The 19,155-nt window shown below is 68.7% G+C and carries 18 protein-coding genes; 7 read left to right on the forward strand and 11 right to left on the reverse strand.

Annotated features, from left to right (window positions below; genetic code table 11):
- Positions 1 to 108: 108 nt before the first annotated feature.
- The 3 genes from rho to AC2D80_RS06890 all read left to right on the forward strand — a co-directional run bounded on the left by rho (position 109) and on the right by AC2D80_RS06890 (position 3,797).
- Entirely contained in the window at positions 109 to 1,374 is a 1,266-nt protein-coding gene (gene rho, locus AC2D80_RS06880) for a transcription termination factor Rho (RefSeq protein ID WP_484632229.1), read from the forward strand.
- Positions 1,375 to 1,702: 328 nt separating this feature from the next.
- Positions 1,703 to 1,960: a type B 50S ribosomal protein L31 gene (locus tag AC2D80_RS06885; RefSeq protein ID WP_484632230.1), complete on the forward strand. Its 258-nt coding sequence runs from the start codon at positions 1,703 to 1,705 to the stop codon at positions 1,958 to 1,960.
- Between the two features lie 109 nt (positions 1,961 to 2,069).
- Positions 2,070 to 3,797 carry a hypothetical protein gene (locus AC2D80_RS06890; RefSeq protein ID WP_484632231.1) on the forward strand — a complete coding sequence of 576 codons (1,728 nt, stop codon included), beginning with the start codon at positions 2,070 to 2,072 and terminating at the stop codon, positions 3,795 to 3,797.
- Here the strand turns inward: AC2D80_RS06890 and phoR are convergent.
- The 7 genes from phoR to pstS all read right to left on the reverse strand — a co-directional run bounded on the left by phoR (position 3,775) and on the right by pstS (position 10,528).
- Positions 3,775 to 5,106, reverse strand: a complete 1,332-nt coding sequence (gene phoR, locus AC2D80_RS06895; RefSeq protein WP_484632232.1) for a phosphate regulon sensor histidine kinase PhoR — start codon at positions 5,104 to 5,106, stop codon at positions 3,775 to 3,777. The two genes, AC2D80_RS06890 and phoR, sit on opposite strands and share 23 nt — an antisense overlap.
- A complete protein-coding gene (gene phoB / locus AC2D80_RS06900) occupies positions 5,103 to 5,837 on the reverse strand; it encodes a phosphate regulon transcriptional regulator PhoB (protein ID WP_484632233.1) in 735 nt (244 codons plus the stop codon). Before phoB ends, phoR begins: the two co-directional genes overlap by 4 nt.
- Before the next feature lie 12 nt (positions 5,838 to 5,849).
- Positions 5,850 to 6,551, reverse strand: coding sequence for a phosphate signaling complex protein PhoU (phoU, locus tag AC2D80_RS06905; protein WP_484632234.1), 702 nt, complete (start codon positions 6,549 to 6,551; stop codon positions 5,850 to 5,852).
- 14 nt (positions 6,552 to 6,565) lie between these two features.
- The gene (pstB, locus tag AC2D80_RS06910; protein ID WP_484632235.1) at positions 6,566 to 7,387 is read right to left on the reverse strand and encodes a phosphate ABC transporter ATP-binding protein PstB; all 822 of its coding nucleotides are present in this window, start codon (positions 7,385 to 7,387) and stop codon (positions 6,566 to 6,568) included.
- A 110-nt stretch (positions 7,388 to 7,497) separates the two neighbouring features.
- Positions 7,498 to 8,352: a phosphate ABC transporter permease PstA gene (gene pstA, locus AC2D80_RS06915; protein WP_484632236.1), complete on the reverse strand. Its 855-nt coding sequence runs from the start codon at positions 8,350 to 8,352 to the stop codon at positions 7,498 to 7,500.
- A gap of 19 nt (positions 8,353 to 8,371) precedes the next feature.
- The gene (gene pstC, locus AC2D80_RS06920) at positions 8,372 to 9,397 is read right to left on the reverse strand and encodes a phosphate ABC transporter permease subunit PstC (RefSeq protein WP_484632237.1); all 1,026 of its coding nucleotides are present in this window, start codon (positions 9,395 to 9,397) and stop codon (positions 8,372 to 8,374) included.
- 96 nt (positions 9,398 to 9,493) lie between these two features.
- Positions 9,494 to 10,528 carry a phosphate ABC transporter substrate-binding protein PstS gene (gene pstS / locus AC2D80_RS06925; RefSeq protein ID WP_484632238.1) on the reverse strand — a complete coding sequence of 345 codons (1,035 nt, stop codon included), beginning with the start codon at positions 10,526 to 10,528 and terminating at the stop codon, positions 9,494 to 9,496.
- A 181-nt stretch (positions 10,529 to 10,709) separates the two neighbouring features.
- Between pstS and AC2D80_RS06930 the strand changes: the two genes are divergently transcribed.
- On the forward strand, positions 10,710 to 12,194 hold the full coding sequence (locus AC2D80_RS06930) for a Ppx/GppA phosphatase family protein (protein ID WP_484632239.1): 1,485 nt from the start codon (positions 10,710 to 10,712) through the stop codon (positions 12,192 to 12,194).
- Positions 12,195 to 12,273: 79 nt separating this feature from the next.
- Positions 12,274 to 12,735, forward strand: coding sequence for a hypothetical protein (locus AC2D80_RS06935; protein ID WP_484632240.1), 462 nt, complete (start codon positions 12,274 to 12,276; stop codon positions 12,733 to 12,735).
- Positions 12,736 to 12,756: 21 nt separating this feature from the next.
- Here the strand turns inward: AC2D80_RS06935 and AC2D80_RS06940 are convergent, their stop codons facing one another.
- The 4 genes from AC2D80_RS06940 to AC2D80_RS06955 are packed head-to-tail and all read right to left on the reverse strand — an operon-like array spanning position 12,757 to position 17,264.
- Positions 12,757 to 13,239 (reverse strand): SixA phosphatase family protein, encoded by a 483-nt coding sequence (locus AC2D80_RS06940; protein ID WP_484632241.1) that lies wholly within the window; start codon positions 13,237 to 13,239, stop codon positions 12,757 to 12,759.
- Positions 13,240 to 13,241: 2 nt separating this feature from the next.
- The gene (gene ppk1 / locus AC2D80_RS06945) at positions 13,242 to 15,323 is read right to left on the reverse strand and encodes a polyphosphate kinase 1 (RefSeq protein WP_484632242.1); all 2,082 of its coding nucleotides are present in this window, start codon (positions 15,321 to 15,323) and stop codon (positions 13,242 to 13,244) included.
- 31 nt (positions 15,324 to 15,354) lie between these two features.
- Positions 15,355 to 16,443 (reverse strand): glycosyltransferase, encoded by a 1,089-nt coding sequence (locus AC2D80_RS06950; protein WP_484632243.1) that lies wholly within the window; start codon positions 16,441 to 16,443, stop codon positions 15,355 to 15,357.
- Positions 16,444 to 16,448: 5 nt separating this feature from the next.
- Entirely contained in the window at positions 16,449 to 17,264 is an 816-nt protein-coding gene (locus tag AC2D80_RS06955) for a GNAT family N-acetyltransferase (RefSeq protein ID WP_484632244.1), read from the reverse strand.
- Positions 17,265 to 17,373: 109 nt separating this feature from the next.
- On the opposite strand from AC2D80_RS06955, the gene AC2D80_RS06960 reads away from it, so the two are divergent.
- Together AC2D80_RS06960 and AC2D80_RS06965 are read left to right on the forward strand one after the other, a co-directional pair.
- Positions 17,374 to 17,937, forward strand: a complete 564-nt coding sequence (locus AC2D80_RS06960) for a DOMON-like domain-containing protein (protein ID WP_484632245.1) — start codon at positions 17,374 to 17,376, stop codon at positions 17,935 to 17,937.
- Between the two features lie 7 nt (positions 17,938 to 17,944).
- The gene (locus AC2D80_RS06965; protein WP_484632246.1) at positions 17,945 to 19,150 is read left to right on the forward strand and encodes an exo-beta-N-acetylmuramidase NamZ family protein; all 1,206 of its coding nucleotides are present in this window, start codon (positions 17,945 to 17,947) and stop codon (positions 19,148 to 19,150) included.
- Positions 19,151 to 19,155 lie beyond the last annotated feature (5 nt).

The following is a 19,155-nucleotide window of genomic DNA, read 5'->3' on the forward strand; positions in this document are numbered from 1 at the left end:
CGGGCACCAACACCGCCCGCACAGCCCCCCGCGCAGCGCCCGCCACCAGGGCCCCCGCGCTCCCTCCCCCGACTTCCCCGATTCCCAACTCCCTGCGGAGTGCCGTCCATGCACCTGAACGAACTCAAGGCCCTGCACGTGTCCGAAGTGGTCAAGCAGGCCGAAGCGCTTGACATCGAAAACACCGGCCGCATGCGCAAGCAGGAGCTGATGTTCGCCATCATCAAGAAGCGCGCGAAAGCCGGCGAGCAGATCGTCGCCGATGGCGTGCTGGAAGTGCTGCCCGACGGTTTCGGCTTCCTGCGCGCGCCCGACACCAGCTACACGGCCAGCACGGACGACATCTACATCTCGCCCAGCCAGATCCGCCGCTTCAACCTGCACACCGGCGACATGATCGAGGGCGAGGTTCGCATCCCCAAGGATGGCGAACGTTACTTCGCGCTCAACAAGCTCGACAAGATCAACGGCTTGCCCCCTGAGGACAACAAGCACAAGATCATGTTCGAGAACCTCACGCCGCTGTTCCCGAAGGAACAGATGAAGCTGGAGCGTGACCTGTTCAAGGGCGATGAAAACATCACCGGCCGGATCATCGACATCATCGCGCCCATCGGCCGCGGGCAGCGCGCGCTGATCGTGGCGCCGCCCAAGAGCGGCAAGACGGTGATGATGCAGCACATCTGTCACGCCATCACCGCCAACCACCCCGACGTGGAACTCATGGTGCTGCTGGTGGACGAGCGCCCCGAGGAAGTGACCGAGATGCAGCGCACGGTGCGCGGGGAAGTCATCGCCTCGACCTTTGACGAACCCGCCGCGCGCCACGTGCACGTGGCCGAGATGGTGATCGAGCGCGCCAAGCGGCTGGTGGAGCTCAAGAAGGACGTGGTGATCATGCTCGACTCGATCACGCGCCTCGCCCGGGCCTACAACAACGTGCTGCCCTCCTCGGGCAAGGTGCTCACCGGCGGCGTGGATGCCAACGCCCTGCAGCGCCCCAAGCGCTTCTTCGGCGCGGCGCGCAAGGTCGAGGAAGGCGGCTCGCTGACCATCATCGCCACCGCGCTGGTCGACACCGGCTCGCGCATGGACGAGGTGATCTTTGAAGAATTCAAAGGCACCGGCAACTGCGAGATCCATCTGGATCGCCGCCTGTACGAAAAGCGCGTCTTCCCCTCCATCCAGCTCAACCGCAGCGGCACCCGGCGCGAAGAGCTGCTGCTGCAGCCCGAGATCCTGCAAAAGACGCGCATCCTGCGCCAGTTCATGTACAACATGGACGAAATTGAGGCCATGGAAATGGTGCTCAAGAGCATGAAGGCCACGAAGAACAACTCCGAGTTCTTCGACATGATGAGAAGGGGCGGGTAACGGCGACTCCCCCCTGCGCGCCTCACGGCGCTTCCCCCCTCCGTGGCGCGACTGCGTCGCTTCGAGGGGGGACAACGCCAGAGGCCCGGCGGAGCCGGTTCCTCGGCGTTTCTGGACGAACTCCCCCTCGACTTCCTTGCCGGTCATTCTCCGGCGCGTGTGCCCTCATCGAGGATGCGGCGGAACTGGCTTCGCCAGGCCGCTCGCATCGCCCCCTCGGGGGGTGACGCCGAAGGCGGCGCGGGGGGCTATAATCCTGGTTTTTTGGCGGCAAGTACGTTGGAACGGTTCCGGCGCGGCTGTCGCAACCGACCCAGAAGGCAACGCCATGAAAGACGGCATCCACCCGAACTACCGCGAGGTCTGCTTCCTCGACCTGTCGAACAACTTCAAGTTCGTGACGCGCTCGTGCGTCCCGACCAAAGAGCAGATCAAGCTGGACGACGGCCGCGAGCTGCCGCTGTTCAAGCTCGACACGTCCAGCGAATCGCACCCGTTCTACACCGGCACGCAGAAGAGCGTGGACAACATGGGCGGTCGCGTGGAGCGTTTCCGCAACCGCTACGGCAAGACGGCCGCCAAATAAGCCCGTCTCGCATCCGGAAAGCAGCTGCTTGCAGCTGCTTTTTTTTCGCCTGACGACTGCGTTCGATGCGAGCGCGGTGTCGCCTTGCTTCTCGGTATAGTCCAGCGCCGTGACCCAGCCCACTCCCGCCATCGTGACCCAGTCGGCCGTGCGCCGCCTGCCCCGGCTGGCCCTCGCGCTGTTCTGCCTGGCTTATGTGCTCCCGGGTTTCGTGGGCCGGGAACCCTGGAAGACGGCGGACGTGGCTTCGCTCGGCGCGATGCTCGACCTCGCTCAGGGCCTGGCCAGCGCCTGGCATCCGACCGTACTCGGTGCACCGGTCGATGACATGGCCTGGCTGCCTTACTGGCTGGGCGCCCTGTTCGTGGTTGCCCTGCCCTTCCTGCCGCCCGAGCTGGCCGCGCGACTGCCGTTCGCGGGCTTGTTGGGGCTGACGCTGGCCTGCACCTGGTACGCCACCTACCACCTCGCGCGCCACCGGGCCGCGCAACCGGTCGCGTTTGCGTTCGGCGGCGAGGCCCACCCCACCGACTACGCGCGGGCGCTGGCCGACGCGGGCCTGCTCGCCTTGCTGGCCTGCCTCGGGCTGGCACAGCTCAGCCACGAAACGACGCCCGACGTGGCGCGGCTGGCCTTCGCGGGCTGCCTCCTGTGGGGCGCGGCTCGACTCAGTCACGGCGACGGCCTGCGCCAGATGTGGCGCGGCGTGGCCCTCTGGGGGCTGGGCACGATCGGGCTGGCCCTCAGCGGTGCTGCGGGCTGGGGTGCGGTACTGGCGGGCGGGTTGCTGGTCTGGCTGGTCATGCCGGGGCGCCGTGCCGCGGGCACGCCCCTCGGACCGGTGCGCACAGCGCTGCTCGTCGTTCTCTGGGCGTCGCTGCCCTTGTCCTGGGCGCTCCTGCCGGCGGGTTCCCACGCCACCGTCACCGCGTTCGACGCCGGCAGCTGGGCGCAATTGCTGGTGTGGTTCACCTGGCCGGCGTGGCCGCTGGCCTTGTGGACGTTGTGGCGCTGGCGGCGTCAGGCGGTGGCGGCGCATGTGGCGCTGCCCTTGTGGTCGGCGCTGGTGCTGGTGGTCGCCAGCGCCCTCGCCCCGGACGACCGCGATCGCGCGCTGCTGCCAGCCCTGCCGGCGCTGGCCGTGCTGGCCGCCTTCGCGCTGCCCACGCTGCGTCGCAGTGTGTCGGCGCTGGTGGATTGGTTCACCCTCCTGTTTTTCACGTTCTGCGCGGTCGCGATCTGGGTCGTGTGGACGGCGATGCAGACCGGCGTGCCGGCCAAGCCCGCCGCCAACGTGGCCAAGCTGGCGCCGGGCTTCGTGCCGGAGTTCTCCGCCGGCCTGTTCCTGCTGGCGATGCTGGCCACCGTGGCATGGATCGGCCTGGTCGCCTGGCGGGTGGGACGCCATCGGCAGGCGCTGTGGAAAAGCCTGGTGTTGCCCGCCGCGGGCAGCACGCTGTGCTGGCTCCTGCTGATGACGCTGTGGCTGCCGCTGCTCGACTTTGGCCGGAGCTATGGCCCCCTGTCCCGCCGCGTGGCCACGCTGGTGCCGCCGGGCAGCTGTGTGCTGGTGGACGGACTGAACCAGGCGCAGATCGCCGCGCTGCGCCACCACGGCGGCCTCGAGCTGCGGCGCACACCAGCACCGGCCGGCGACTGCCTCACCCTGATCGTCGCTCCCGCCGCCCAGCCCACGCTGGACCAGCGCGTGACGCTCACCGACTGGGCGTTTCGGGCCACGGTGCGGCGGCTGACGGACACCAAGGAAAGCGTGCTGGTCTACCAGCGCATCGGCTTGGCCGGGGAATCGGCTGTCAGTCTGCCGGCGCGTCCGTGAGTCGCTCGCGCACGCGGGTGGGCGGCAGCGCAATCACGAAGCACGACCCCTGCCCGATTGTGCTTTGCACATCCAGCCGCCCGCCGTGGCGCTGCGCCACGTGCTTCACGATGGCCAGGCCCAGCCCAGTACCGCCGGTTTCGCGGGAGCGGCTGCGGTCCACGCGGTAGAACCGCTCGGTGAGTCGCGGGAGGTGCTCGGCCTCGATGCCCGGACCGGTGTCGGTCACGAAGAACTCCGCCCAGCCGTCCGGCCGCACCCGCCAGCCCGGCTGGATCAGGCCCCCGCCCGGCGTGTAGCGCACCGCATTGCTCATCAGGTTGGACATGGCGCTGAGCAACTCGCTCTTGGCGCCGGCCACCCAGAACGACGGTCCGGGCGCCGGCACGATCTCGTGCGGCTTGTCGGCAATGGCCTGCGTGAGGCCGCGCGCCTCCTGGACGACGTGGCCCAGCAGTTCGGCGGAATCGATCCATTCGCCCTGCCCCGGCGCCGGACTGCCTTCCAGGCGCGACAGCGTGAGCAGGTCACTCACCAGCGTCTGCATCCGGTGGGCCTGCTGGCTCATGAGCCCCAGGTACTGGCGGCGCTCGTCGGCGCTCAGGTCAAGGCTTTGCATCGTTTCCACAAAACCGCTCAACACGGTCAGCGGGGTGCGGATCTCATGCGATACGTTGGCGACAAAATCGCGGCGCATGGTCTCGGCCAGCTGCACCGCCGTGACGTCCCGCGTGAGCATCAGCTTGCGCTTCTTGCCGTAAGGGTGAATCTGCAGCGAAATCTTGCTGGGCTGCGTCGGGCGCGGGCCGACGCCATCCACCTGGACCTCGTGGCTGAAGTCGCCGGCCGAGAGGTACGCGGTGAAGGCCGGATTGCGGACCAGGTTCCTCACGTACTGACCCAGGTCGCGCTGGGGATCAAAGCCGAGATGGCTGGCGGCGGTCATGTTGGACCACTCGATGCGGCCGGCCGCGTCCAGCAACACCACGCCGTTCGGCGAGGCCTGGATCGCTGCCAGAAAATCGTCCAGCCGGGCATCGCTGCTCTGGGCCTTCTTCTCCAGCTTCTTGACCAGCTTGCGGCAGCGCTCCAGCACCTCGCCCCAGGTACCGCCGAGGCGAGGCGTGCGGGTGATGTCGGCCTTGTTGAGCCAGGTGAGCAACCGGCGGGCGCGCAAGCCATCGAACACCGACCAGCCCAGCGCCCCCACGAGCGCGCCCCCCACCGCCAGCGCGGTGTTGTTTTCAGCCCAGCCCCACACCGCTCCTGCGGCCACGAGCAGCAGGAGCTCGATGGCGCGGCGGGTCATGCGGAGGCGGTGGAGCCCTGCGAAGGGCGTGCGGCGCCGGCGGCTGCCTGCGCGGTGAGACGGTAGCCCGCCCCACGAACCGTCTCAATCATGGCGGCGGCCTCACCCAGGCTTTCCCTGAGTCGCTTGACGTGTACGTCCACGGTGCGCTCCTCGATGAAGACATGGTCTCCCCAGACCTTGTCGAGCAGCGTACCACGGGTGTGCACCCGTTCCGCGTGTTTCATGAGGTAGTGCAGCAGCTTGAACTCGGTCGGACCGACCTTGATCTCCTGTCCGCGGAAACTCACCCGGTAGGTCCCGGCATCGAGGGCCAGCTCGCCCACCTGGACCGCGTCGTTCACCACTTCCGGGGCGCGGCGGCGCAGCACGGCGCGGATGCGGGCGAGCAACTCCTGGGTGGAAAACGGCTTCGTGACGTAGTCGTCCGCACCGGCGTCGAGGCCTTGTACCTTGTCCGACTCGTCGCTGCGGGCGGTCAGCATCAGGATGGGCACGGTCTTGGTGCGCTCGTGCTTGCGCCACTGGCGCGCCAGCGCGGCGCCGCTCTCGCCGGGCAACATCCAGTCGAGCAGGATCACATCGGGCAACACGGCGTCAATCTCACGCTGGGCGGCCGCGCCGTCAAACACGACCGTGGGCGCGAAGCCGTTGTGGCGCAGGTTGACGGCGATCAGTTCGGCGATCGAGGGTTCGTCCTCGACCACCAACACGCGGGGCAGCTTCTTCATGGCCGGGCCGCCTCACCCGACCACCGAGGCGACCTTGTCCACCGGCGTGTGGCGGACGTCCTCGCCCTTGACGATGAAGATGATCTGCTCGGCGATGTTCTTGGCGTGGTCGCCGATGCGCTCGATCGCTTTGGCCAGGAACAGCAAGTCCAGGCTGGGCGTGATGGTGCGCGGGTCTTCCATCATGTAGGTGATGAGCTTGCGCAGGAAGCCGTTGTATTCCTGGTCGATCTCGTCATCGCCTTTGATGATCGCCAGCGCGGTGCTCGTGTCCAGCCGCGCGAACGAGTCGAGCGCCTTGCGCAGCAGCGCGGCCGCCAGGTCGGTGGCGGTGCGCAGCTCGGAGATCGGCAGGCTGCGCGGCGAGCCGCCTTCGATGATCGACTGCACCATGCGGGCCATGCGGGCGACCTCGTCGCCGGCACGCTCCAGGTTCTGCGTGGTGCGCGAGATCGCCATCAGGAAGCGCAGGTCACGCGCGGTCGGCTGGCGCCGGCCGATGGTCGAAATGATCTCGTGATCAATCGCCAGCTCCATCTGGTTGATGCGCGCCTCGGTCTCGATGACCTGCCGCGCGGTCTCCAGACTCATGTTGGCCAGCGCGTAGACGGCCTGATGCAGCTGGGACTCGACCATGCCGCCCATCTCCAGCACATGGGTGGAAATGGAGTTGAGTTCGGCGTCGAACTGGCTGGAAAGGTGTTTATCGCTCATGGAACCCCCTGATATCAGCCGAAGCGGCCGGTGATGTAGTCCTCAGTGGCCGTCTTGCTGGGCTTGAAGAAGATCTGTTCGGTGGCGCCGAACTCGACCAGCTCGCCCAGGTACATGTAGGCCGTGAAGTCGCTGCAGCGGGCGGCCTGCTGCATGTTGTGGGTGACGATGGCGATGGTGTAGTCGCTCTTGAGTTCGTGCACCAGTTCCTCGACCTTGCCGGTGGAGATCGGGTCGAGCGCCGAGGTGGGCTCGTCGAGCAGCAAGACCGACGGCTTGACCGCCACGCTGCGGGCGATGCACAGGCGCTGCTGCTGGCCGCCGGAGAGCGACAGACCGTTCTGGTTGAGCTTGTCCTTGACCTCTTTCCACAGCGCGGCCTTGGTCAGCGCCCACTCGACCCGGTCGTCCATCTCGCTGCGCGACAGGTTTTCGTACAGCCGCACGCCAAAGGCGATGTTGTCGTAGATCGACATCGGGAACGGCGTGGGTTTCTGGAACACCATGCCGATGCGGGCGCGCAGCAGGTTCAGGTCCTGCTTCGGGTCGAGGATGTTCTGGCCATAAAAATTGATCTGGCCCTCCGCGCGCTGGCCGGGGTAGAGGCTGTACATGCGGTTGAGCGTGCGCAGCAGCGTGGACTTGCCGCAACCCGACGGACCGATGAAGGCCGTCACGCGCTTCTCCTGAATATCGAGCGTGACGTCCTTGAGGCCCTGGAACTTGCCGTAGAAGAAATTGAGGTTGCGCACCTCAATGGCGTTGCGCTTCTCGCCCTGCGGCTCGGTCTTGGCGGCAAAGTTCTCGGGCTTGATCGCGAATGCGGTGTCAGACATGGAAGCGATTCCTGTGATGAGGGTTTACCGGGTGGTGCCGCGGAACCGGCTTTGCCGGGCCGCTGGCACTGCCCCCTTGAGGGGGTCGCGCGAAGCGCGTCGGGGGTGTTTCACACTTTGACCTTTTCGCGGAACACAACCCGCGCCAGGATGTTGAGCACCAGCACAGTCAACGTGATGATCAGTGCGCCGCTCCAGGCCAGGCGGATCCAGTTGTCATACGGGCTGAGGGCAAACTGGAAGATCACGACCGGCAGGTTGGCCATCGGCCCCGTCATGTCGGTGCTGAAGAACTGGTTGTTGAGCGCGGTGAACAGCAATGGCGCGGTCTCGCCGCTGATGCGGGCCACGGCCAGCAGCAGGCCGGTAATCACGCCGCTCTTGGCCGCGCGCAGCGTGACCATCGTCGCCACTTTCCAGCGCGGAGCGCCGAGGGCAAAAGCGGCCTCGCGCAGGCTGCCCGGGACCAGCCGGAGCATGTTCTCCGTGGTCCGCACGACCACCGGGATGGCGATCAGCGAGAGCGCGAGGCTGCCGGCGAAGCCGGAGAAGTTGCCCACGGTGGCCACGGCGATGGCGTAGACAAACAGGCCCAGCACGATCGAGGGCGCCGACAGCATGATGTCGGTGACGAAGCGCGTGACCTCGGCGGTCTTGCTGGTGTCACCGTACTCGGCGAGGTACACGCCCGCCAGAATGCCGACCGGCGTGGACACGAGCACGGACAGGCCCACGATCATCAGGCTGCCCAGCAGCGCGTTGCGCAGACCGCCGCCCTCGGAGCCGGGGGCGGGCGTGTCGGCGGTGAAGATGTTGCCGTCCAGCCCGGCGATGCCGTTGGAGAACAGCACCCACAGGATCCACAGCAGCACGAACAGGCCGAGCGCCATGGCAGACATGGACAGCGTCAGGCCGATCCAGTTGGCCCGCCGGCGGCGGGCGTAGAGGGTTTGGTTCATTTCCATCGCGGGTGTCCTGTCAGGCTCACATGCCCTTGGCTTTTTCGGCGCGCAGGATCATCCACTTCGCCGCCGCCAGCACCAGGAAGGTGATGCAGAACAGCAGGAAGCCCAGCGCGAACAGGGTGTTGAAATGAAGGTCGGCCGCCTCGCCAAACTCGTTGGCCAGCACCGAGGCGATCGAGGTACCGGGCGAGAAGAGCGTGCCGGGCATGCGGTTGGCGTTGCCGATCACGAAGGTGACGGCCATGGTCTCGCCCAGCGCGCGACCCAGGCCCAGCATGATGCCGCCGATCACGCCTTTTTGCGTGTATGGCAGCACCACCTTGCGCACCACCTCCCAGGTCGTGCAACCCAGGCCGTAGGCCGACTCGCGCAGGATCGGCGGCGTGATCTCGAACACGTCGCGCATCACCGCGGCGATGAAGGGCAGGATCATGAACGCGAGGATCACGCCAGCGGCCAGGATGCCGAGCCCGTTGGTGGCGCCGCCGAACAGCCAGCCCACCAGCGGCATGCCGCCCAGCAGCTGCTGCACCGGCATCTGGAACCAGTCCGCAAAGATCGGTGCGAACACGAACAGGCCAAACATGCCGTAGATGATCGACGGCACCGCCGCGAGCAGCTCAATCGCCGTGCCCAGCGGGCGGCGCAGCCACACCGGGCAGGTCTCGGTCAGGAACAGCGCGATGCCAAAGGCCAGCGGCACCGCGATCACCATGGCGATGCCGGCGCTGAGCAGCGTGCCGACGATGGCGATCGCCGCGCCGAACTCTTCGTTGACGATGTCCCACTCGATGGTCCACAGGAACGCCACGCCGAACTTCTGGAAGGTCGGCCACGCGTTGTAGAAGAGCGAAACGATGATGCCCGCCAGGGCGATGAGCACCAGCAGGGAAAACGTCTGGGTCAGGCGGTGGAAGATCGCGTCCTGGATGCGTTGCCGGCGGGCGATGGCCTGCATGGCGACGTCGTCGCGTCCTTCGGTGGAACTGGGTGTCGGGATCGGGCTGGCCATGGGGCTGTCTGCTCGGGTGGTGGTGGTGTTCATGACCCCCTCCGGGTCTGTGTGACAGACATTGAACTGTAAAAAACCCGTCGGCGGGTCATTTCCGGCCGACGGGTTGGGTGGGAAGCGCCCGGACGATCAGCGGTTGTTGATTTGCGACCACACACGCTGGCGGATCTGCTGCGTCACGGCGTCGGGCATCGGCACGTAGTCCAGTTCCAGCGCGGCCTGCTTGCCGTTCTTGAAGGCCCAGTCAAAGAACTTGATCACCTCGGCCGACTCGGCCTTGTTGGTGGGCTCCTTGTACATCAGGATGAAGGAGGCGGTGCTCACGGGCCAGGCGTCCTTGCCCTTGGCGTTGACCATCGACACGCCCATGCCCGGCACGCTGAACCAGTCCACGCCAGCCGCCGCGGCGGCGAAGGTCGAATCGTCGGGGCGCACGAAGTTGCCGTCGGCGTTCTGCAGGGCCATGTACGGGATGTTGTTGCGCTTGGCGTAGGCGTACTCGACGTAGCCGATCGCGCCGCGGGTGCGGGTCACGTTGGCGGCCACGCCCTCGTTGCCGCGACCGCCCACCGACGTCGGCGCGGGCCACTTGACCGCCGCGCCCTTGCCCACGGTGTCGGCCCACTCCTTGCTGACCACGCTCAGGTAGTCGGTCCAGTTGAAGGTGGTGCCGGAGCCGTCGGCGCGGTGCACGACGGTGATGGACTGGTTCGGGAAGGTCTTGCCCGGGTTCAGGGCGGCGATCTTCGGATCGTTCCAGTTGGTGATCTTGCCCATGAACATCTCGGCCAGCACCGGGCCGGTGATGCGGACTTCGCCTTGCTTGAAACCGTCGAGGTTGAACACGGGCACCGTGCCGCCGATGATGGCGGGGAACTGCACCATGCCGTCCTTGTCGAGGTCGGCGCCCGACACCGGGGCGTCGGTCGCGCCGAAGGCCACGGTCTTGGCGCGGATCTGGCGAATGCCGCCTGACGAGCCGATCGACTGGTAGTTCAGACCGGTGCCGGTCTGGGCCTTGTACATCTCCGCCCACTTGGCGTAGATCGGGAACGGGAAGGTGGCGCCAGCGCCGGTGATGTCGGCAGCGTGTGCGGCGCCCAGAGCGACGGTGGCCAGGGCGGCGGCGGCGATGGACTTCAGCAGGGTGCGTTTGGTGTTCATGCGAATCCCGAGGGTTGGTGGATGGAACGAACAAGACTCTAGAAGGCCTTTGTGACGACCGCGTGACAGTGGCCGCCCTGTCACACAAGCGCGCGCCGAAGACGGCGCGCGCGCCCCATGCGTCACAATCGCCCCGTCCCGCCCCCGGATTCCTGCCCCGCCGCGGGCCATTTTTTCCGCCATGCAAAACGGAACCCTCCTTGCCGCCATCGATCTTGGCTCCAACAGCTTCCGGCTGGAAATCGGCCGGTACCAGGGCGGCCACATCGAACGCGTCGAGTACCTGAAAGAAACCGTTCGCCAGGGCAATGGCCTGGACGACAACAAGGTGCTCAGCCAGGCGGCGATGGAGCGCGGCTGGGAGTGCCTGGCACGGTTCGCCGAGCGGCTGCACGGTTTCAAGAAAAACCAGGTGCGGGCCGTGGCCACCCAGACCCTGCGCGAGGCCCGCAACCGCGATGACTTCCTGCGCCAGGCCCAGGCCATCCTCGGCTTCGCCATCGAAGTGGTGTCGGGCCACGAAGAGGCGCGGCTGATCTACCAGGGGGTCTCTCGCCTGCTGCCTCACTCCGATGAGCGCCGTCTGGTGGTGGACATCGGCGGGCGATCCACCGAAATCATCATGGGCGAGGGCTACGTCGCGCGTGGCATGGAGTCGTACCGGCTGGGCAGCGTGGCCTGGTCGCAGCGGTATTTCCCGCGTGGGCAGGTGTCCGCCGCCGCCTTCAAGACGGCTGAGGTCGCGGCCAAGGCGGTGCTCGACGAGGCGCTCGACCGGTTTCCCGCGGCCGAGTGGAACGTGGCCTACGGCTCCTCAGGCACCGTCAGCGCGGTGGCCGAAATGCTCGGCGCCAACGGCTGGGCCACCGGGCTGGTCACGCGCAGCGGCCTCGACTGGCTGATCGACAAGCTGGCCCGCGCCGGCCACGTGGACAGCCTGCGCCTCGAAGGCCTCAAAGACGACCGTCGGCCGGTCATTGCCGGCGGCCTGAGTGTGTTGCGCGCCATCTTTGACCTCTTCGACCTGCACGAAATGCTGCCGGCCCAGGGCGCGCTGCGCCACGGCGCGCTGTACGACCTGATCGACCGCGACACCGACGGCGGCGATGTGCGCGAGCGCACCGTGAACTGGCTCGCCCAGCGTTTCAGCGCCGACGAGGCCCAGGCCCAGCGCGTGAGCGAGGTGGCGATCGCCCTCTTCGCCCAGATTGCCGCGCCGGACGAGCGTCAGTCGCGCTATTCGCAAAAGCTCGCCTGGGCGGCCAGGCTGCACGAGATCGGCGCCCACATCTCCCACGAACGGCTGCACCACCACGGCGCCTACATCCTGGATCATGTCGATGCGCCCGGCTTCTCGCTGCCCGAGCTGCACCGCATGAGCCAGCTTGTGCTGGGTCAGCGCGGCAAGCTGCGCAAGCTCGAAGACGCCCTGCAGGACGAGCTGTTCGCCAAGCAGCTGCTGGCCCTGCGGCTGGCGGTGATCCTGTGCCACGCGCGTCAGCTCCCGGAGCACCAGGCCGTGAAGCTCAGCTACAAGGCCGGCGCGTTCCGCTTGTCCACCCAGCCGGGCTGGGCGCGGCGCTACCCGCAATCGGCCTGGCTGCTGGACGAAGAGGTGCTGGCCTGGCAGAAAACGAACTGGAAACTCAGCGCCGACATCCGCTGACGCGGGCAGCCGGCGACGGGGCTTCGTATAAACAATATATACGGTTTATACTGAAACCACCCTGTTTCCGGAGGTTTCCATGTCTGCGTCCAAAAAACCGAAGCTCGTCCGCGACAGCTTCACCATCCCCAAGGCCGAGTTCGCGGCCATCGACACGCTCAAGGACCGCGCGATCGCGCTGGGCACAAGCGTCAAGAAAAGCGAGCTGTTGCGTGCCGGCCTGATGGCGCTGCAAGGCCTGAACGACGCCGCCTTCAAGGCAGCGCTCGCGGCCGTGCCCACGCTCAAGACCGGGAGACCGGCAGCGCCGAAAGCGAAGGCCTCCAAGGCCGCGGCACCGACCGACGCCGCGGGAGGCACCCCGGCCGTTGCGGCCAAGAAACCCGTGACCGGGAAACCGGCCGCCCGGCCGGCCACGGCCAAGAAGCCCGCCCCGGCAGCGCCGAAGGCAACACCCAAGGCTGCCGCGGCAAGCACCCCGAAGGCGTCTGCCAAGCCTGCCACTCCGCGGGCCAAACGGGCGGCTTCGCCGGCGGCCTGAGCGTCATCGGCTGACGCCGGTTCAGAGCAGTTCTGGCGTCTGCACCGTGACCAGCACGGTTCGCGCCGCGCCATCGCGAACACGGTGGCGCAGCCACCAGACCGCGCCTTTCTTGACCGCACAGTCGGCTTCGCGCAGGCCCAGCAGCCGGGCGATCACCTGCCCGAGCGTGGGCTGGTGGCCCACCACGACCACCGGAGACTTTCCGTCGGGCCACTGAACGAGGTCCAGCACCGCCTGCGGTTCGCACTCCGGGGCAATCGCCTCACACAGCTTGTAGCGCCGACCCAGCGCCAGGACGGTCTGCTCGCAGCGCTGGGCCGGGCTGCTCCAGACCCGCGCTGTGCCCGGCAGTTGCCTGTCCAGCCAGGCGGCCATGCGGGCGGCCTGCTTTTCGCCACGCGGCGTGAGGCGGCGCGCCAGATCCAGCGCATCGCCCTGCCGGCCGGCCACCGGATCGGGGTGGTCAACGGCCTCGGCGTGGCGCCACAGGATCAGGTCCATGGTCAGGTCGCGGTTCCCGGCGTGCCGTAGCGGGCCATCAGGGTGGCCTGGGCGGAAAACGGCACCGACCGCGATTTGCTGCCCGGAGCGGCCGACGCCGGGACGTAGCGGCCGTCGGGCTGCAGCAGCCAGGCGTCGCGGTTGTCGTGCAGGTAGGCCAGCAGGCACTCGTCGATGATGCGGTGGCGCAGCGCAGGGTCGGTGACGGGCCAGGCGAGCTCGATGCGGCGCAGCATGTTGCGGTTCATCCAATCGGCGCTCGACAGCCAGAGTTCTTCGTCGTCGCCGGTGCGGAAGTAAAACACCCGCGAATGCTCCAGCAACCGACCGATCACCGAGCGCACGCGCACGTGGTCCGTGAAGCCGGGTACGCCCGCCGGCAGCACACAGGCGCCCCGCACGATCAGGTCGATGCGCACGCCCCGCTGCGACGCTTGCGCCAGCGCGTGGGCGAGCGGTTCGTCGGTCAGGGCGTTCATCTTCAGCACGATGCGCGCGTCGCGACCGGCCGCGGCCGCCGCAGCGGCGGCCTCCACCTTGTCCAGCAACGCGCGGTGCAGGTGGAACGGGGCGATGACCGCCTTGTTCAATTTGGGCAGGCGGTTCTGGCTGGCCAGGTGGAGGAACACCTGGTCGATGTCGGCCGTGAGCGCCGGGTCGGCCGTCAGGTAGCTGAGGTCGGTGTAGAAGCGCGCCGTGCCGGCGTTGTAGTTGCCGGTGGACAGGTGCGCGTAACGCCGCAGGCCTTGGGGCTCCCGGCGGGTGACCAGCAGCATCTTGGCGTGGGTCTTCAGACCGACCACGCCGTACACCACCTGCGCCCCCACCGACTCCAGCCGCTCGGCGTAATTGATGTTGGCCTCCTCGTCGAAACGGGCCTTGAGCTCCACCACCGCGGTCACTTCCTTGCCGCGGCGCACGCCTTCGCGCAGCAGCTCCATCAGCTCGCTGCGCGCGCCGGTGCGGTAGATGGTCTGCTTGATGGCCAGCACGTCGGGGTCGTGCACCGCCTCGCGCAGGAAGGCCAGCACGCCGTCGAAGCTTTCATACGGCTGGTGGATCAGCACATCGCCCTGCTGAAGGCGCTCGAACGTGGACTGCCCCGGCGTGAGCTGCCTGGGCCAGCCGGGGTTGAACACCGGGAAACGCAGCGCCGGGGCGTCCACCTTGTCGATCAGCTGGTTCAGCCGCACGAGATTGACCGGTCCCGGCACGCGGTACAGCGCCGCCGCCGGCAGGTTGAACTGCTGCAGCAGAAAACCCGACAGCGTTTCTGAGCAACCGGCGGACACTTCCAGCCGCAGCGCCTGGCCGAAATGGCGTTGCTGCAAGCCCTGGCGCAGGGCGGTGCGCAGGTTCTTGACTTCCTCCTCATCCACCGCGAGGTCGGAATGCCGGGTGACGCGGAACTGAGAAAACTCGGTTACCTGCCGGCCGGGGAACAGGTCGCCCAGGTGCGAGCGGATCAGGCTGGAGATGGAGACGAAATGGGTTTGCCGCGAGCCCTTGACCTGGGGCATGCGCACGAAGCGCGGCAACACGCGCGGCACCTTGACGATGGCGATCTCGTTCTCGCGGCCAAAGGCGTCTTTGCCCGTGAGGCGCACGATGAAGTTGAGCGACTTGTTGGCCACCTGCGGGAACGGATGCGCGGGGTCCAGGCCGACCGGCATCAGCAAGGGCTGGACTTCGGCCGCAAAAAACTCGCGCACCCAGCGCCGCTGCCGGGCATTGCGCTCGCTGTGGGTGACCAGCTTGATGCCCTTCTTCTCCAGCAAGGGCAGCAGCTCGTCGTTGTAGATGGCGTACTGCTCCGCCACGAGCTGATGGATCGCGTCGGAGAGCCGCTGGTAGGTCTCGGCTGTGTAGGGGCCACGCGCCTCGCGGTTCTGCGCCGCCGCCAGATGGGGCTCCACGCGGACCTCAAAGAACTCATCGAGGTTGCTGGACACGATGCTGAGGTAACGCAGGCGCTCCAGCAGCGGGACGTCCGGCCGGCGGGCCCAGTCGAGCACCCGCTCGTTGAAGGCAAGGATGCTGTGATCGCGGTCCAGCAGGTGGTGCGTCGGGGCGGGGGCGGTCATGCGTGGCGGCGTGGGGAGTCCTGTCGACTCATTATTCAACGAGACGGCCCGGCCGCAGTGCTTTCGGTGGGACAACCCGGGTCGCGGCGCACCACGCTGCCCCGGCCGCGGGGCCGACCGGCACCAGCGCCTGGGCGAACCGCTGGGCCGCTGCCGCCCAGCCAAAGGACTGCGCCCGGGCGCGCACACCACGCCGCGGGCAACGCAGCGCCTCATGCCAGGCGACGGCGAGGTCCTCGTGCAGCGCGCCGCCCTCGGCGCCGAGCAGCCGCTGCAGGCCTTCGGCGGGCAGACCCGCCACCGGCGTGCCGCGGGCCATGGCCTCGAGCACGACACGCCCCGCGCCATCGTGACGGTCGGGCACCACCAGCACATCCGCCGCGGCGTACACCGCGGCCAGCTCGTGGCGTGGCAACCAGCCCATCCAGTGGGCATTGGGGTGGCGTTCGCGCAGCGGTTGCGCCAGAGGCCCGGCGCCACACACCACCTTGCTGCCCGGCACGTCAAGGCGCAGGAACGCGTCCACCTGGCGGTCATGGGTCAGTGGTCCGACATACAGGCTCACCGGTCGCGCGAGCGCCCCCAGCGCCGCCGTGGGGCGCGGCGGATCGGCCAATGAGAACAGGCGCGTGTCCACGCCCGGTGTCCACAGCTGCACCGGCACGGCGACATCGCCCGCCAGCTGTTCGGCCCGGGCAGGCCGGGTGGCCAGCACCCGCTGGGAAGCACCGTGAAACCGGCGCCACAGCGCCCGCCCCCACGCCACGGGCCAGCGCAGCCGGCGGTGCAGCAAGGCGGGCCAGTCCACGTGACACGCCGTGGTGAACGCCCAGCCGCGGCGGCGGCAATGCGCGCGCGCTGCCCAGCCCAGCGGCCCTTCGGTGGCGATGTGGATGGCGTCCGCCCGCGCCTCGTCCATGAGCCGCTGCAGCCGGCGCCCGGGCCAGGCCGCCACGCGGCAGCCATCGCTGCCCGGGACGGCCAGCGTGGCGAACGCGCCGGGTTGCACCACCGTGACGCGGTGACCGAGCTGCTGCAGCTCGCGCGACAGCTCCACCAGCAGGGCGCCCACCCCCAGCCCGGGCGTGTGCCAGGCGTCGGTGACGAGCAGCAGGTGCATGGCGGTCAGGCGCCGAGGAAGTGCTTGCGGTACCGCAGCGGCAGGTCCTGCAGGCGCATGACCATGGGCAGGTCGGCGGCGTTGAAGTCCGGGTCCCAGGCCGGCGGCCCCATGACCTTGGCGCCCAGGCGCAGGTAGCCGCGGATGAGCGCTGGCGCCTCGACGTCGAGCGAATCGTCCAGCCGGTCCACCGGCAGCGGCAGCCGCGGCCGCACGTGAAAGTCGATCGGCGCCAGGTGGCTCTGGCGGACCTGCCTCCAGATGCTCGCGGCCACGCGGCCGTCGTGCTGCATGGGGATGCTCGCGCAGCCGATCATGATGTCAAGCCGGTTGTGGGCCATGAAGCCGGCCAGCGCGCCCCACAGCGCCATGATCACGCCGCCGTGGCGGTGATCGGGGTGCACGCAGCTGCGTCCCAGCTCCACCATGCGGTCGCGCACCAGGCGCAGGCGGGTGAGATCGAACTCGGTGTCGCTGTAGGTACTGCCCGCGCGCCGGGCCTGGGCCGGCGTGAGCACCCGGTAGGTGCCGACCACGGCGCCGCTGCCCACCTCCCGCACGAGCAGGTGCTCGCAGTAATCGTCGAACAGGTCCACGTCGTGGCCGGGCACGGTGTCCGGCAGGCGCGCGCCCATCTCGCCGGCGAACACCGCGTGGCGCAGACGCTGCGCCTCGCGCACCTCGTCCAGATGGCGGGCCCAGGACACGGCGAGCCCGGCCGCTGCCGCGGGCGCCACGGCGGGCACAGCGCTGCCCGCCCAGCCGGCGGTGAAGGGAAACGCGAATGCGGGCGGTGCGGTGGAGATGGCTTCGGTGTGCATGGCCGGCACTGTGGCCGCCGGCCGTGACCGGCGTGTGGCGACGGCGTGACCGTCACATGACAGCCAGCGCTCGCGGGTCCACGGCGCATGGGCTGCGACAATGACCGCCGTGACCGAAAACGCCTGGCACCTCCTCCCCCACCCCCAGTCGCTGACCCGCCCTGCCGCTGAGTTGGCTGTCAGCCTGGCCTGGCTCGGCGACGGCCTGACGCTGGGCTACCGCTACACGTGGCGTGACGTCTCGGCCCAGGCCCTGCAGCCGCCCGCCGCACCCGCGGGCCCCGCCGACGGCCTGTGGAAAACCACCTGCTTCGAGCTTTTCATCGGCGATCCCGCGACGCCCGCTTACCGCGAATTCAACCTCGCGCCCGATGGCCGGCACGCGCACTACGCGTTCGTGCGCCCGCGCGAACGCGACCCCGCGGGCGCGCCCGACGCACCGTGGCCTTCGATCCGCGTGGAAGCCGAACCGGGCAGCCTTGCCGTGACCGCGCTGCTGCCGCGCGCGGCCCTGCCCCAGCGGCTCGACGGGCCGCTGGGCCTCAGCGCCGTTATCGACCACGGCGGCGGCCCGCTCACCTACTGGGCGCTGCACCACCCGGGCGAGCGCCCCGATTTCCACGACCGCCGCGGCTGGACCGCCCGGCTGCCCCACCCCACCGTCCCCCGCTGAAACTGCCATGCCATTCGGCCTCGATCGCCTGCTCGCCGACCCAGCGCTGCGCGCCGACCTCCGTGGTCGCCGCGTGGCGCTGCTCGCCCACCCCGCGTCCGTCACCCGCGACCTGACCCACAGCCTCGACGCCCTCGCCGCCCTGCCCGACATCCGGCTGAGCGCCGCCTTCGGTCCGCAGCACGGTTTGCGCGGCGACAAGCAGGACAACATGGTCGAGTCGCCCGACTTCACCGATCCCCGGCTGGGCATCCCGGTGTTCAGCCTCTACGGCGAGGTCCGGCGGCCCACCGACGCCATGATGGACAGCTTCGACGTGTTGCTCGTGGACCTGCAGGACCTGGGCTGCCGCATCTACACCTTCATCACCACGCTGCGTTATGTGCTGGAGGCCGCGGCGCAGCACGGCAAATCCGTCTGGGTGCTCGACCGGCCCAACCCGGCGGGCCGGCCGGTGGAAGGCTTGACGCTGCGCCCGGGCTGGGAGAGCTTCGTCGGCGCCGGCCCGATGCCGATGCGCCACGGGCTGACCATGGGCGAGCTGGGCCACTGGTTCATCCACACACTGCGGCTGTCCGTCGATTACCGCGTCATCCCCATGAGCGGCTGGCAGCCCGACGCGGGCCCCGGCCACGGATGGCCGCTCGGCGAGCGGACCTGGGTCAACCCCAGCCCGAACGCGCCCAACCTGTGGATGGCCCGCGCCTACGCCGGCACGGTGATGCTCGAAGGCACGACCCTCAGCGAAGGCCGCGGCACCACCCGCCCACTGGAGCTGTTCGGCGCGCCCGACCTCGACGCCACCGCGCTGCTCGACGACATGCGCGCGCTGGCCCCGCAATGGCTGCGCGGCTGCGCGCTGCGCGTGTGCTGGTTCGAGCCGACCTTCCACAAACACGCCGGCCAGCTGTGCGCCGGCGTGCAGATCCACGTGGAAGACCCGACCCACTACGACCACGCCGCGTTCCAGCCCTGGCGTCTGCAGGCGGTGGCCTTCCGCGCGATCCGCCGCCAGCGGCCCGACTACCCGCTGTGGCGCGACTTCCCCTACGAGTACGAGCGCGACCGGCTGGCCATCGATCTCATCAACGGCAGCCCGCTGCTGCGGGAATGGGTGGACGACGTCACGGCGCCGCCCGAGGCCCTGGACGAAGCGGCGCGCGCCGACGAGGCCGCCTGGATCGAGACGCGCCGGCCGTTCCTGCTCTACTGAGCGCG

The organism is Hydrogenophaga sp. T66, from assembly GCF_057219855.1.

Bases quoted from the DNA above. Each gene is read 5' to 3' on its own strand.
- rho (WP_484632229.1), top strand. From the start codon at position 109: ATGCACCTGAACGAACTCAAGGCCCTGCACGTGTCCGAAGTGGTCAAG.
- AC2D80_RS06885 (WP_484632230.1), top strand. From the start codon at position 1,703: ATGAAAGACGGCATCCACCCGAACTACCGCGAGGTCTGCTTCCTCGAC.
- phoR (WP_484632232.1), bottom strand. From the start codon at position 5,106: ATGACCCGCCGCGCCATCGAGCTCCTGCTGCTCGTGGCCGCAGGAGCG.
- phoB (WP_484632233.1), bottom strand. From the start codon at position 5,837: ATGAAGAAGCTGCCCCGCGTGTTGGTGGTCGAGGACGAACCCTCGATC.
- phoU (WP_484632234.1), bottom strand. From the start codon at position 6,551: ATGAGCGATAAACACCTTTCCAGCCAGTTCGACGCCGAACTCAACTCC.
- pstB (WP_484632235.1), bottom strand. From the start codon at position 7,387: ATGTCTGACACCGCATTCGCGATCAAGCCCGAGAACTTTGCCGCCAAG.
- pstA (WP_484632236.1), bottom strand. From the start codon at position 8,352: ATGGAAATGAACCAAACCCTCTACGCCCGCCGCCGGCGGGCCAACTGG.
- pstC (WP_484632237.1), bottom strand. From the start codon at position 9,397: ATGAACACCACCACCACCCGAGCAGACAGCCCCATGGCCAGCCCGATC.
- pstS (WP_484632238.1), bottom strand. From the start codon at position 10,528: ATGAACACCAAACGCACCCTGCTGAAGTCCATCGCCGCCGCCGCCCTG.
- AC2D80_RS06930 (WP_484632239.1), top strand. From the start codon at position 10,710: ATGCAAAACGGAACCCTCCTTGCCGCCATCGATCTTGGCTCCAACAGC.
- AC2D80_RS06935 (WP_484632240.1), top strand. From the start codon at position 12,274: ATGTCTGCGTCCAAAAAACCGAAGCTCGTCCGCGACAGCTTCACCATC.
- AC2D80_RS06940 (WP_484632241.1), bottom strand. From the start codon at position 13,239: ATGGACCTGATCCTGTGGCGCCACGCCGAGGCCGTTGACCACCCCGAT.
- ppk1 (WP_484632242.1), bottom strand. From the start codon at position 15,323: ATGACCGCCCCCGCCCCGACGCACCACCTGCTGGACCGCGATCACAGC.
- AC2D80_RS06950 (WP_484632243.1), bottom strand. From the start codon at position 16,443: ATGCACCTGCTGCTCGTCACCGACGCCTGGCACACGCCCGGGCTGGGG.
- AC2D80_RS06955 (WP_484632244.1), bottom strand. From the start codon at position 17,264: ATGCACACCGAAGCCATCTCCACCGCACCGCCCGCATTCGCGTTTCCC.
- AC2D80_RS06965 (WP_484632246.1), top strand. From the start codon at position 17,945: ATGCCATTCGGCCTCGATCGCCTGCTCGCCGACCCAGCGCTGCGCGCC.